Origin of the sequence: Solibacillus sp. R5-41, assembly GCF_002736105.1 — a bacterium.
Lineage (GTDB): Bacteria > Bacillota > Bacilli > Bacillales_A > Planococcaceae > Solibacillus.
This window is the reverse complement of sequence record NZ_CP024123.1, coordinates 2197679-2210998: the sequence shown is the minus strand read 5'-3', so window position 1 is coordinate 2210998 and position 13320 is coordinate 2197679. Positions and strand designations below refer to the sequence as shown.

Sequence of the window (13320 nt, the reverse complement as noted above, 5' to 3'; positions counted from 1 at the left end):
GGTATCTAGCCACTTTCTAGCAAACTCAATATTTGTTATGATTGCCATATAATGAATAGGGGGCAACGAGAATGAAACAATTTATGGAGCGAGCGGTGCAATTAGCAATCGCAAATGTTCAAGAAGGTGGACAACCGTTTGGCGCAGTACTCGTAATGGATGAACAAATCATTGCAGAAGGTGTGAATGAGCTTCATGTTGTCCATGATGTAAGTGGACATGCAGAATTATTAGCAATTCGCCGCGCACAACAGCAATTACAAACGAATGATTTATCTGGTTTTACGATGTATGCAAGTGGTGAACCATGTGCGATGTGCTTAAGTGCGATGTATTTTGCGAATATAAAGGATATTTATTATTGCGAATCCGTTAAGCAAGCAGCAAAAGTTGGACTAGATAAATCAAAATTTATTTACAATGAATTAAAAAAAGACCGAGCTGAACGCACCGTCTCTATGCAACAAATACCATTAGAAAGCGAACAACAAAGCCCGATGAAGGTATGGGAAAGTAAATAATCATTGGACAAAGTGAGGATGTTACAAAACCTCCTCTAAACACAGAAATCCTCGAAATTTTACTGACAGTAAAATTATCGGGGATTTTTTGTATCCCTAAGATTTTATAATGACAAATGAATTCACTATTATTCCTTTTGTTTTTGGAAGCCTACTATTAATTCAAGTAATTAATAGTATTTTTGTTGTTGTTTAAACTTTTTCCTACCGCTCAACCGTCTTATAATTGTCGACAAATAAAAGAGAGGAACTTTGACATGGATGTTAAATTAGAACAATTGTTCACTGATTTCGTGCGGGACAACAAAAAACAACTATACTTATTCGCTTATAGCTATGTCAAAAATGAACAGGATGCGCTTGATATCATCCAAGACAGCATTCAAAAAGCATGGCTATCACTCCATACGCTTGAAAAAAAAGCGCAAATGAAAAGTTGGTTATTTCAAATTATTGCCCGTACTGCAATTGATTTTTTACGTAAGATGAAACGCATTCAAGTGATGGATGATGAAAAACTTAAGTACTTATCACCTCAGCAGCAAGATACATATGAGGATGTTGATTTAGAAAATGCGATGGATCACTTACCTTTACCTTTAAGGGAAGTCATTATTTTAAGGTATTTTGAGGATTTAAAATTAGAAGATGTAGCCATTATTTTAAACATCCCATTAAGTACAGCAAAATCTAGACTTTATAAGGCATTAAAATTATTAAAAATTGAATTAAGTGATGAAGGGAGCAAGGAATATGGATGACAAATTAAAAAAAATAAAAAAGCAATACGAGGATGTGCCAATCCCAAAAGAGTTGGATGAGGTCATTGAAAACAGTTTAAAACGCAAACCGAAAAAACGTAATAAAGTGAGCTGGTTACTTGGTTCTGCCGCTGCGGCGAGCATAATTTTTATTGGAGGTATTAATGCGAGTCCAGCCATGGCAAAAAGTTTAGCCCAAATTCCGGTGCTTTCTGCTGTCGTTGAAGTATTAACATTTACTGAATATGAAGTGAAAGACGGGAATTATGAGGCGAATATTAAAGTGCCACAAATTACGGGAGATTCTGACGAAATCCAGGCCTTAAATGCGCAATTTGAGGCGGAAGGTAAAGCTTTATACGAGGAATTTACAGAGGAAATAAGCTATATGGACGGAGGACATTTAGGGATTGATAGTGGATACATCGTTGAAACGGATACTGATCAATTGCTGTCGATGGGGCGCTATGTTGTGAATACGGTTGGTTCGTCTTCAACAGTTATGCAGTACACAACGATTGATAAAGAGAAACAAATCGCCCTAACATTACCGAGCCTATTTAAAGATGCGAGTTATATCCCTGCTATAAGTGAATATATTCAGCAACAAATGCGTGATGAAATGATCGAGACAAATGGGGAATCTACGTATTGGTTAGTTGAAACCGACTCTATGGGATTTGAGGAAATTACAAAAGAGCAAAACTTCTTCATTACCGAACAAGGGAAATTAGTCATTGCCTTTGATAAATATGAAGTGGCACCAGGTTATATGGGGCTTGTGAAATTTGAAATACCAACTGAATTGATTCAAGAAATGCTTGTAAGCTATGTTTATATTCATTAATAAATAAGAAAAAGGGATGTGGAGTAGTTAAAACCGCATCCCTTTTCTATTTAAACATGTATAACCCCAATCTAAGAACAGGTTAAGGTTAACAATTAGTTATTTCTGTATTATTTGAATTAGATTGCCACATGTATCATCGAAGACAGCTATTGTGAAATCGCCCATTTTTGTTGGTTCCATAGTAAACTTTACGCCGCTTTCAGATAAACGTTTGTACTCATCATGAATATCTTCAACGCCAAACATTGTTGCTGGGATACCCTGAGCAACTAAATTTGTTTGATAATTTTTGGCGGTCGGATTCTCATTAGGTTCAAGAACAAGCTCGGTGCCTCCTTGATTTTCAGAAGAGACGAGCGTAATCCACCTAAATTTCCCACTTGGAACGTCATGCTTTTTTACAAATCCAAGCGTTTCTGTATAAAACTTTAGTGCCTTTTCTTGATCTTCCACGAATAAACTAGTAACAATGATATTCATACTATTATTGCCTCCTTTGAAATTTTCGGTGGATGGTGCTGGCTAATAATCTGACAGTAAGTAAAAAAACAACACGTTCGTCAGAAGTACTGTTCCTATAATACCCTTTTTTAGAACCATTAAAAACAATTTATTAACTTGACCATTTTATCGAGATAAATACACAATTTCTACTATAATTCTTAATTACTTTAGTAGCGCTTGGGTAACTATAAAAATTACACCATTTAAAGAAGTTATTTGATAGGAAAATTTTTTTTCTAATTAACCCATATTAGAATTCATAGAAAACAGCAATTTGGCATTACTATGAAAATCCAGTAAGAAGACTCGATAAAATATCATCACCTCCCATGCGAACGATGTACTTTATGGAAGAAAATTTAGAATCTCAAATAAAAAAACGCTGATCGTAACTGCTTTTAAGCAGAACGGCAGCGTATTTTCTAAAGTAATATTATTTATCCTGCTTAAATGGTCAGTAACTTATTGCGTTACTTTAAGTCCTACAACGGCAATTATGATAAACGAAATAAATAAAATACGTTTCCAGTTTTTTGATTCTTTATAAAACAGCATCCCGACCAATGTGCCACCCACAGTGCCAATGCCGGTCCAAACAGCATAGGACAGCCCCATTGGTAATGTTTTCATGGCCAGCGCAAGCAATGTAAAACTACAAGTGAATGAACCAAATAAAATAGCAAATGCTCCAATAGAACGCTTTTGAACTACTTTATTCATACCAATAACGCCACCAACTTCAAATAATCCTGCAAAAATTAAATATACCCAAGCCATTATGCATCCCTCGTTTCTTGTGGTTCATCGGATACAAGTTTTAGTCCGATAACCCCAACGAGTAGAAGAGCAATAAATCCAATTTTTGAGAAACTAATTGGTTCGTTGAAAAGTATCGTTTCCACAATGACCGTTCCTGCGGTTCCAATCCCGGTAAATACTGCATAAACCGTTGCGACAGGAAGTTTGTCATTCGCTAAGATTAAAATATAAAACGATAGGATAATAAGTACTACGACCCCGCCCCACATCCAAATGGTGGACGCGTATTTTAAACCCATTGCCCAAATAATTTCAATTAGGCCAGCTAATAATACAAGTAGCCAATATTTCGTCATGATGTTTCACCTCAATTTGTTAGTCCTCGATAAAATACAGTCCAGCTCGCGTGCAATCTCTTTTCAAAGCGCGCTTGACCCCCGTAAAGTAATTCAACAAATAAGCTATCGAGCAAAGCTAAATAACTAATGGCTGCTTCATTTGGGGTAACGGCGATCGATTGCAACTTAAAATAGTGCGTAAACTGTTGTTCAAGGCTGTCTAAATAAAAATAAATGTGTCCGTTAAGCTGTTTTTCTAAATGCGGCGGTACAAAAAAAGAGGACCGTAAAAAGAATTTCGTAACATCTTGCCCGGTATAGCGCAATTCGCAAGCATGTAAAAGTTGAAATAAAGTCTCCTCCATCTCTTCCTTTTTATTTTCTTCGATGAACTGTTCGACAAAGGCAAGTTCGAATTCCATTGCTTCTTTTGAAAGGGTCGTATAAAGCTCATCTTTACTTTTAAAATACGTATAGATGGATTGCTTTTTAATGCCAACCTCTTCTGCAATTTGCGCTAATGAACCGCCATTATAGCCATTTACAGCAAAGTTTTTGAATGCTGCAGCTTTAATTTTTTGAATGGTCAACTAATCACCTTCCTAACGTTCGTCAGTTAAAAATAACATAATGCGATTGTTATTGCAAGGCTAATGCTTTACATTGTATAAGAGGTTATTATTTCCAAAAAAGAGGTGTAAAAATGAATCGATGTGCGTGGGTCAAACTAGATGAACCAATTTATGTTGCGTATCATGACGAGGAATGGGGCGTGCCTGTTTATGAGGATCGCCACCTTTTTGAAATGATTTGCTTAGAAGGTGCGCAAGCAGGACTAAGCTGGCTGACAATTTTAAAAAAGAGAGAGGGGTACCGCCAAGCATTTGATCAATTTGATGCAGAAAAAATCATTCACTATGATGCTGTAAAATTGGCCGAATTAAAAGAAAATTCAGCAATCATACGAAATCGTTTAAAAATTCAAAGTGTCGTTACAAATGCCAATGCCTTTTTAGCGATGCAGCAAAAGCACGGCTCCTTTTCCAACTATATATGGTCTTTTGTAGACGGAAAACCGATCATCAATCATTGGAAAAGTATTGCGGAAGTACCAATCACGACGGAAATTAGTGACCGCATGAGCAAACAATTAAAAAAAGATGGCTTCAAATTTGTAGGCAGTACGATTTGCTACTCCTTTATGCAAGCAGTTGGCATGGTCAATGATCATACGACGGATTGTCTCTGTCGAAAATAGGGAATAACACAGCAATTTATGCCAAGTACTTTAATCAATTCCCCCTTGGCTAACTCTTGTCCAGATTTTTTTCGAACTCGCTAGAAAAGCGCCATTTCAAAATCTAAGGCATCACTTGATTCAGCAAGTTATGAATCCCACTGGATTCAAGGCATACTTGGCATGCATTCCTTACTTTTGGAGTAGGTATTTCCGCTGAAGTAAGTTAAAAAATAATGTTATTCGCTTCCTTTCATTATGAACTAATACCTAAATTTGAAAAATATGACTGTGTCGCATGACTCAATTTTCGCTCTTTTCGCAATTTTCTCCTTCAACAAAAAGTGATCCCGCTTATAATTGAAGTAATGAAGTAGTAGGGGAGTATGGCACATGACTGAAGAAATAACTATTGAAACACTTGTTAAAGAAAATCCACCACCTTTGCACCAATTGATTGAACGTCTAAAGCCATTACATTTAATTTTATCGCAAAATTCTTACGTGAAAGATACGACACGTCGACTTAAACGAATGATTGATGATTCGGAAAGTCAGCCTATGTTGGTCTTATTAGGGAAAGAACGCGTAGGAAAAACAACATTAATTAACAGTCTATTAGGACGTGCATTATTTACAGTGGGTAATAGCCAACCGACGAATATTAGTACATTTATTCGGTTTGGTGAACAGGAATGCATTAAAGCCTTTTTCTTAGATGGCGTCATTGCCACGTTTGATATTTCGAAGCTGCATTTAATTACCGTTTCAGATACGTTTAGTGCCCAAATAATTCGTGAACATTTAGATTATATTGAAGTGTATATTAAACATGATTTATTAAAGGACGTCACGCTTGTTGATTCTGTTGCACTTGAAGTAGGTCCGAATAATACTGCTTATTTTTCACAAACATTACTACAACGAGTGGATGAAGTATTTTGGGTACTTCGAAATGGTTCGCCTGCAACGGAGGATGAAGTCAATTTATTAAAGAAGATGAAAACTTTTGCGATTGAGCCTCATTTTATTATAAATGGGATTGACGAAGCTGATGTAGATGTTACACAATTTATTGCATCGGAAAAGGCACGCTATGGGCATTTAATTGGTGACGTGTTAGCGGTATCGGCAGAGCAGGCGTTAGAAGCCCGAAAGACGCATAATATGCAGCTTTTAATTGATTCACGTATTACAGAGCTGTCACAATTAATTCAACGCATCGTAAGTAATCAGGTAAAGAAAACACGTCATGTTTCAGAACAATTTATTCATTGGTTGGAGCGACTTCGCAAAGAGGTTGAAATGATTCCAACACGCGAACCTTATTTATCTGCATTTGAAAATGTGGAACGCTATAATTCCGAGGCAGAGTTTGAGTTCACTCGCCAACAGCGGGATAAGGCACTGATTTCTTCCTATGAAGAAGAGTATGAAAATGTAAGTGGCATCTTTCATAACGTTCAAACGTTATATCAATTGCTTCAAAAATTAGCAAGTGAATTATATTTACGAGATGCACAAGTTGAAAAATATGAAGGAAATGCGGCGTTATATCAACAATTCGTGCGGGATTATCGTAAGTTGCACGGTGAATATTCGATGGAGTTTACGCGTTTTGAAAAGCAATATAAAAAAATGACGGGGAAATCTTTGTCCTTCCCAATCAATGAACCTGAAATTGCAGGGTTCGTAAAGGAACGCATCGCGACACTTAATAAAATGCAACAACAATGTACTGAAAAATTAGAAGCGATTCAAAAATATGAGGTATATGTTTGCGAGAATTTATATGCGGTGCAAAATCGATTAAATGACCTTGCTGCCAAACGATTAAAATCGATTATTACACAGTTAAGTGATTTAAATATTCAACGAAAAAATGAACGAGTTTCATTAAAGTCCTATGTCGATAAGTTAGCTGAATTTAATTGTATTGTGGAAGCACAAGGTTTTTTACGAGAGGCGGTATTACCTTATATAGAAGGGGAGCAATTGCCACTTTCCGAGCAGGAAAAACAGCATATTCGCAATACAATTGATTGCATTTGCGCGGTAGATTTAACGCATGAAGCATTGTATAAGCGCTCCACAATTCCAGAACCAGACGACTTAATGACTCAGTTTGAATTTGAATCTAAATATAAATTAATCGGTCTTAGCTTAACGGAATCGGATGTCAAGTCCGACCTGCCAGAATTGCCGACTGAAATCAATTACGGCTTGGCGTAATTGATTTTAGATTTTTTTCGAGCAAGCACGAAAAATTCCTCTATAAATCTGTGACATCCACCGGGGGTATGGGCCAACACGATGTTGGTCACTCAGTCGTTGCCGCACGACGCAGCGTTCTCATGAAAAATAAAAGCCGCCAGTACAGGATAATCTCCTTACTGACGGCTTTGTTTCATTCATCTATTTGGCGGAACCACTAATAAAGGCTTCATTTTCATAATACATATTTTTCACTAACACATTTGGACCTAAGCACTTCACAGCGGGACAGTGGCAATTCAAGCTTTTCGCAAGGTCTGTAGTGAGCCATTTATCAAAAACGGCTGGTAGGGAATCGGTTTGAATATTGCCAAGCGCAGGCGTATCGCCAAAATCAGTGACGATCACATCGCCTGTAAAAATATTTATATTTAAACGCGAGCGTCCATCAGGATCATTGCGCAATGTGACGTTTTTCGCTTCACGAAGACGCGTTAATAACTTTTGATCTTCCTCATTTGAACTACATGGGTAGAATGGCAGTGTCCCAAATAACATCCACGTATTTTCATCGCGAACATCCAGTATATGATGAATCGCTTCACGTGTTTCATTTAGGGATAGCGAGCTAAGTGCAGAAGCGAAATCGGAAGGGTACATCGGGTGTATTTCATGTCTTGCACACTTCATTTCCTCCACAATTTGGCGGTGGATATGGTCTAAATAAGGCAATGTTTTTTTATTGAGCATCGTTTCAGCGGATACCATTACACCATTTTCAGCGAGCATTTTTGAATTATCAATCATGCGTTGGAACAGTGCTGCTCTTTGCTCAACAGTTGGTTTTCGATCCATCATAGCAAAGCCTGTCTCCACAAATTCTTCAATCGTACCCCAGTTATGCGAAATATGTAGCACATCTAAATACGGTGCAATTTCTAAATAACGCGTGCCCTCGATTGTTAAATTGGAGTTCATCTGTGTTCGGACGCCTCGTTCATGAGCATATTTTAATAACGGTAACACATAATTTTGAATCGACTTTTTACTCATCATTGGTTCGCCGCCTGTAATGGAGAGCGTTTGTAAATGTGGAATTTCGTCTAAGCGCTTTAAAATTAATTCAATTGGTAATGCGTCTGGGTCTTTCGTTTGAAGGGTGTAACCGACAGCGCAATGTGCACAGCGCATATTACAAAGATTCGTCGTTGTAAATTCGATATTCGATAGGGTCATTTGTCCGTGTTTTTCGATATCTAAATACGCTTCCCACGGATCGTAGCTTGGCGTGATTTTAGTTAAAGTCGTCATAATTTGTACAATCTTCCTTTCTAACTTTCTATCTTTATTCAGTAGGCGTTTGGACACCAACTGAATGAAGATAGAGCCTCCGGCGGATGTCACAGATTTTAAGGGGAGCTTTTCGGATAGGCCCGAAATAAATCTGGACGCAATTATGCCGAGGCATAATTGATTTTCTCATAAAATACTAACTTTGCAAATGAAAGTCTACTGATATTCACTTCGTTTGCTATCTTTTTTGAATAAATTTATAAAATAATGAAATGATTAATAAACTAATGAAAAATGAATCGATTATTCTAACGACAACGATTCCATAGCTTAAAATCGAAACATAGTCTATAACATACCAGAAAAATACGATGAATAGCGTTAAAAGAATAAGAGATAACCAAAAAGTGAGCTTTTGTTTCGTAGGAATGTTCATCTTTTTTTGTTTTTGAGATAAAGTCCTGAAATACACATAACCAACGATTAAAATTAGACCGAATAATGTCCCCCCATGTTGTAAAAATTTATACAATGGGATTTCAAAACGATCAATGGTAAACGTGTTTGCCAAAATCGTTGGGAATTTTTGAACCATATAACCATTTTTATGTGTAAAAGAATCCCATGCGACATGCGTCAACATACCAAGCAATGCAGAATAAATAAAAATGACTACCTTTAATACATTGTTAGTATGTATACGGTTTTTAGAGGAGTCTTGTAGAAACGCTGGCAAATGATTAATTAATGTTTGATGAATAAAGTAATGATAAATCAAGTAAATAAATGCAACGAGAGGGAGATTGTAATACAAAAATCCCGAAAAGGTGTGCCCAATTGCCCCGATTGGTTGCCCCCTTAAAAAATATTCAAAATCAGGAGCCATACTACCTAAAACTAATGCAGAAAAATGTATGTATTTGCTTTTTCTAGAGAATGGTAATACGGCTGCTGGATGTGCAAAAGTTAATGGCATTACTATAAACTCCTCCATGTTTATTTCGCTTCGTTTAATGTGAGCGAACCGTCATTGCTTGTCTGAAAGAACTTTTTGATAGAACACGAACAGGAAAGGGTTCACTTGTGCTCAAAGTCAGCATCAATAAAGAATTATATCACCATTGCAGTCGGGTTTGCAGATTTTCTTTGATTATTAACAATGATATTGATTATTACATTTGTCCTTCGCTATATAAGGGTGTTGAACATTTGAAAATAACTTAATATTGCAATGGAAATCTAGAATAAGAATCAGCCGCCTCCCATGGTAGCGGCGCCCTATATCCAGAAAGCTCCAGTAAGACAAACCTTAAAAAGGATGGTCTTGCACAAAGCTGTGTGACTAATGTGCTCAGCCAGCCAAACAAGTACACACTCTATTAGAGTTCATAATAAAAAACTTACAACCATAGAATAGAATCTTTTGTTTAACTTATATATTTTAGAAAAGCATAAAAAAAGGATCACAATTTGTGACCCCAAGTATTCAATCATTTACCTCATCAAACGTATGGGAAATGTGGCTGTTGTTTTCGCTATAAAATTTTTCACCCATTGAATTTTCAACGGACGTTCGGACGAGTTCAATTTTAGAATGATTAATTGCTTGCACATTATAATTGAACCGATCATTTTGAACGATGCAATCTGTCGCGTACAGGAAAGAACGATTTTGTACATAAAAATCGGATTCATGTCCTTCAATCACCTGTGTCGCGGAAAGCTCCACTGTGGAATCTAAGTCAATCCAAATTTGTGGAAACTTATGGTTGGAAATAAAAGAATCCTGGATGAACGCCTCCGCATTATTTTCGATAATAAATCCATTTCGCTCGCCCTGTAATAACTCGCTATTTTTAAAAATGAGTGAGCTATCATTTATGACGATTTGGGGCATTTGATGATCTAAAATTTGGCTTTCTGAAATGTGAACGGACGAATTATTTTGCGCTTTAATCGCATTACCCGTGCCTCCGCTAACTTTTGAACGATGAATCGTTGCTTTTGTCCGACCAATGAGTTCAATTTGTGTTCCTAATGCGTTCTGAAACATAGAATCCTGTACATCTAATCGGCAATCATCCACCATAAAAATACTCTTCCCACCAGTAAATTCACTGTTATGAATAGCCACACTTGCATGCTCTTTGCCCGCGATATGTGGCATATGATTGTCATGGAATTGACAGTTTTCAATCGTTATATTCGCTTCATTGGCAGCGAGTATCCCATTTCCTTTATTTTGTCTTAATTCGCATTCCATCATTACTAATTCCGCACCAATGACTGTAACAGCCGAATTGTCGTTTTTCGCTAGGACACTTGAGACAAGGGATACAGATGCCTCTTTATCAACGAAAATTCCGACTTGTTTTCCTTCTTTAATGGTTGAATCTTTTAACGAGCAAATCGACTTTTCCGTGACGAATAATTGCGACAAGTCGTTCTCTGCAAACGTTGTGTGAACAAAATTGAGTATCGATTTTTCCCGTACTTGTATGCCAACCCCTTTGCAATGAACGATTTGGCAGTCGGTCATATGAAGCAAAGATTCCATTGTGAGCTGGACATTCGCGATGTTGTGGGAAGAAAAAAGGGTGTTCGAAACCGTCCCTTCAGCGTATTCCCGTAGCATTAATCCGGATTCATTGCCATGCTGAATTTGGCAATGGTCTAACTGAAATTTACTTTTTTGAATCCAAAGCTGTGGCAAGTGATGATGTTGCAGTGTAGTTTTTGAAAGTGTGACCGATGCATTTTCGGTTGCGTATATCCCATTGCCTTCACCATGTTCAATCGTACTTCCACAATCCGTTAATCCGGATTCATTTTGAAGAATAATTTGAGTGCCAGTGTGATGATGAATTATGACATTTTCGGTTGTGACATGCGACTGCGATTTTGCCCATATCGCATGGCGTGCATTTGAAAATTCGCTATTTGTAATTGCAACCGTCGAATTTTCTACTATTAGGTGCGCTTTTTCATTATTATCAAACGTGCAATTTACAAAAGATGCATGACTATGATTGATTAACGCAATCGCGACTTCGGTAGCATTTGAGAATGTACAGTTTTCAAACGTCGCATTTCCGCCATTTAACGATAAAATGACGTTCGTTAATAAACCATTAAATACACAGTTATTGAACGTAATGTCACCTTCAACAATCATTTGCATTGTTGGGAAAATCGCCATATTCTCAACAGTCACTTCGCCTAATTTTGGTATGATCATGACCCCTTCAAATAAAACGGGATTCGTTAAATGTCCGCTAATCGTTACGTGCTCATGGATTGTAATGGTTTCTTTATATTTACCGCCAGCAAGAAGGAGCTGATCGCCTCGCTGTGCTTTTTCCAATGCACGTTTTACCGTTTTTATTTTGGAAAAAATAGAAGTGGATACTTTAATCATCGTCATACAAAAACCTCCTACTCGTCATGCCCTACCTTTTATGTTCACTCAATTTACCAAAATTAATCATGTGGATGAAAATTTTCTACCCATACCTTGTCACAGCGAATTACCTACAGTTTTACTTTTATATGTGAGAACGGCGCTGTTTATTAAAATGGAAGCAAGGGAATAATAATGAATGGATACAATGATTCATATATATGTTTAAAACGTACTAAATAAGTGAAACTTGGTAACAAGATTTTTTTAGACACTTTGAAGTTGGTGTTTGGTCGGAAAGGAGCGTTTCGGATGTTAAATAAACAATTACTCGTAATCCAGCAACATTTAAATGAGAAATTTTTTGATCGTGAAATTGAAATAGAAGCGTTATTGACCGCACTTCTTTCAAAACAACATATTTTGTTTATTGGTCCAGCTGGCACGGGGAAAAGTGCGTTGTCCTCGATGCTCGGGAAAATGGTGGAAGGAAGCCATTATTTTCAACATTTATTGACGCCCTTTAGTACACCAGAAGAACTTTTCGGGGTATTATCATTGAAAGATTTAGAACAAGGAATTTACAAGCGCAATGTGAGTGATATGTTGCCTGAAGCGAATTTTGCATTTATTGATGAAATTTTTAAGGCCAATTCGGCTATTTTAAATTCCTTATTAACGTTAATTAATGAACGTATTTACTATAATAACGGGTTGCCCATTGCCTCTCCATTAATGACCTTAGTCGGCTCCTCGAATGAATATATCGAGGAAGGGGAAGGATTAGAAGCGCTTTTTGACCGTTTTTTATTGCGCTATGAAGTGACATCCATACGTGAAGACGAGGACTTTATTGCGATGCTTAAAGATGAGCAGCCTAAACACATTCCGAAAATGACATTGCAGGAGCTTGCGAATCACCAAGCACTTGTTTCGCGTATTCCTATATCAGATAGTATTTACAAAACGATTGCGAAAATACGCCAGGGTCTTTTTGACTTGGGGATTCGCCCGTCGGATCGCCGCTTTAAGCAATCATTATCTATTTTAAAAGCGAGGGCATACTTAGCAGGAAGAATGGAAGTACAACGAGAGGATTTACTCATTTTATCGAATATATTATGGGAAACGATTGATCAAAAAATGACGACCGAAGAAATAATTCATGACCTCGCATTTGATACAGTCGAAACCTTTATTCACCGTGTACAATATGAGTTTGAGGGGATTTTAATGAATGTGCAAAGTACGATGCTTAGCAAGACCCCATTCGCGCGGACAGCATTGAGCGAGCTTCTCATGCAAGGAAAAACATTATTTATCGAAGTGCAAAATATGAATCGCCAAGTACCGAATCGTCCAGAATTGCAAACATTAAAAAATGATATGCATAAACGATTACTCCAAATGACGTCAGAGGTAATCGGGTTTTAAGGGGGATTG

General features: G+C 37.1%; 13 protein-coding genes. 6 read left to right on the top strand and 7 right to left on the bottom strand.

Features of this window, described 5'->3' with window-relative positions; translation table 11 throughout:
• Nucleotides 1-71: 71 nt before the first annotated feature.
• From CSE16_RS10655 to CSE16_RS10645, 3 genes are all read left to right on the top strand, one after another.
• Nucleotides 72-521, top strand: coding sequence for a nucleoside deaminase (locus CSE16_RS10655; protein ID WP_099423881.1), 450 nt, complete (start codon nucleotides 72-74; stop codon nucleotides 519-521).
• A 257-nt stretch (nucleotides 522-778) separates the two neighbouring features.
• Nucleotides 779-1282, top strand: coding sequence for an RNA polymerase sigma factor SigV (locus CSE16_RS10650; protein WP_099423880.1), 504 nt, complete (start codon nucleotides 779-781; stop codon nucleotides 1280-1282).
• Nucleotides 1275-2129, top strand: a complete 855-nt coding sequence (locus CSE16_RS10645) for an anti-sigma-V factor RsiV (RefSeq protein ID WP_099423879.1) — start codon at nucleotides 1275-1277, stop codon at nucleotides 2127-2129. Before CSE16_RS10650 ends, CSE16_RS10645 begins: the two co-directional genes overlap by 8 nt.
• Before the next feature lie 99 nt (nucleotides 2130-2228).
• On the opposite strand, the gene CSE16_RS10640 is transcribed toward CSE16_RS10645, so the two are convergent.
• The 4 genes from CSE16_RS10640 to CSE16_RS10625 all read right to left on the bottom strand — a co-directional run bounded on the left by CSE16_RS10640 (nucleotide 2229) and on the right by CSE16_RS10625 (nucleotide 4323).
• Entirely contained in the window at nucleotides 2229-2612 is a 384-nt protein-coding gene (locus tag CSE16_RS10640; RefSeq protein ID WP_099423878.1) for a VOC family protein, read from the bottom strand.
• A gap of 486 nt (nucleotides 2613-3098) precedes the next feature.
• Nucleotides 3099-3413, bottom strand: coding sequence for a DMT family transporter (locus CSE16_RS10635; protein WP_099423877.1), 315 nt, complete (start codon nucleotides 3411-3413; stop codon nucleotides 3099-3101).
• Nucleotides 3413-3751, bottom strand: a complete 339-nt coding sequence (locus CSE16_RS10630; protein ID WP_099423876.1) for a DMT family transporter — start codon at nucleotides 3749-3751, stop codon at nucleotides 3413-3415. The genes CSE16_RS10635 and CSE16_RS10630 overlap by 1 nt, the downstream gene beginning before the upstream one ends.
• 11 nt (nucleotides 3752-3762) lie before the next feature.
• Nucleotides 3763-4323, bottom strand: a complete 561-nt coding sequence (locus tag CSE16_RS10625; protein WP_099423875.1) for a TetR/AcrR family transcriptional regulator — start codon at nucleotides 4321-4323, stop codon at nucleotides 3763-3765.
• A 113-nt stretch (nucleotides 4324-4436) separates the two neighbouring features.
• On the opposite strand from CSE16_RS10625, the gene CSE16_RS10620 reads away from it, so the two are divergent.
• Nucleotides 4437-4991: a DNA-3-methyladenine glycosylase I gene (locus tag CSE16_RS10620; RefSeq protein WP_099423874.1), complete on the top strand. Its 555-nt coding sequence runs from the start codon at nucleotides 4437-4439 to the stop codon at nucleotides 4989-4991.
• A 372-nt stretch (nucleotides 4992-5363) separates the two neighbouring features.
• Nucleotides 5364-7202, top strand: a complete 1839-nt coding sequence (locus CSE16_RS10615) for a GTPase (RefSeq protein ID WP_099423873.1) — start codon at nucleotides 5364-5366, stop codon at nucleotides 7200-7202.
• 183 nt (nucleotides 7203-7385) lie between these two features.
• Here CSE16_RS10615 and yfkAB read toward each other — a convergent pair whose 3' ends face one another.
• The 3 genes from yfkAB to CSE16_RS10600 form a co-directional block, all read right to left on the bottom strand.
• Entirely contained in the window at nucleotides 7386-8495 is a 1110-nt protein-coding gene (gene yfkAB, locus CSE16_RS10610; protein WP_099423872.1) for a radical SAM/CxCxxxxC motif protein YfkAB, read from the bottom strand.
• 220 nt (nucleotides 8496-8715) lie between these two features.
• A complete protein-coding gene (locus CSE16_RS10605; RefSeq protein ID WP_099423871.1) occupies nucleotides 8716-9453 on the bottom strand; it encodes a DUF4184 family protein in 738 nt (245 codons plus the stop codon).
• A 510-nt stretch (nucleotides 9454-9963) separates the two neighbouring features.
• Nucleotides 9964-11901: a right-handed parallel beta-helix repeat-containing protein gene (locus CSE16_RS10600; RefSeq protein WP_099423870.1), complete on the bottom strand. Its 1938-nt coding sequence runs from the start codon at nucleotides 11899-11901 to the stop codon at nucleotides 9964-9966.
• A gap of 288 nt (nucleotides 11902-12189) precedes the next feature.
• Here CSE16_RS10600 and CSE16_RS10595 point away from each other — a divergent pair, with 288 nt between their 5' ends.
• A complete protein-coding gene (locus CSE16_RS10595; RefSeq protein WP_099423869.1) occupies nucleotides 12190-13311 on the top strand; it encodes an AAA family ATPase in 1122 nt (373 codons plus the stop codon).
• Nucleotides 13312-13320 lie beyond the last annotated feature (9 nt).

Coding starts and splice junctions, on each gene's coding strand:
- CSE16_RS10635 (WP_099423877.1), bottom strand. CDS start 3,413: ATGGCTTGGGTATATTTAATTTTTGCAGGATTATTTGAAGTTGGTGGC.
- yfkAB (WP_099423872.1), bottom strand. CDS start 8,495: ATGACGACTTTAACTAAAATCACGCCAAGCTACGATCCGTGGGAAGCG.
- CSE16_RS10655 (WP_099423881.1), top strand. CDS start 72: ATGAAACAATTTATGGAGCGAGCGGTGCAATTAGCAATCGCAAATGTT.
- CSE16_RS10605 (WP_099423871.1), bottom strand. CDS start 9,453: ATGCCATTAACTTTTGCACATCCAGCAGCCGTATTACCATTCTCTAGA.
- CSE16_RS10645 (WP_099423879.1), top strand. CDS start 1,275: ATGGATGACAAATTAAAAAAAATAAAAAAGCAATACGAGGATGTGCCA.
- CSE16_RS10650 (WP_099423880.1), top strand. CDS start 779: ATGGATGTTAAATTAGAACAATTGTTCACTGATTTCGTGCGGGACAAC.
- CSE16_RS10615 (WP_099423873.1), top strand. CDS start 5,364: ATGACTGAAGAAATAACTATTGAAACACTTGTTAAAGAAAATCCACCA.
- CSE16_RS10595 (WP_099423869.1), top strand. CDS start 12,190: ATGTTAAATAAACAATTACTCGTAATCCAGCAACATTTAAATGAGAAA.
- CSE16_RS10600 (WP_099423870.1), bottom strand. CDS start 11,901: ATGACGATGATTAAAGTATCCACTTCTATTTTTTCCAAAATAAAAACG.
- CSE16_RS10630 (WP_099423876.1), bottom strand. CDS start 3,751: ATGACGAAATATTGGCTACTTGTATTATTAGCTGGCCTAATTGAAATT.
- CSE16_RS10640 (WP_099423878.1), bottom strand. CDS start 2,612: ATGAATATCATTGTTACTAGTTTATTCGTGGAAGATCAAGAAAAGGCA.
- CSE16_RS10620 (WP_099423874.1), top strand. CDS start 4,437: ATGAATCGATGTGCGTGGGTCAAACTAGATGAACCAATTTATGTTGCG.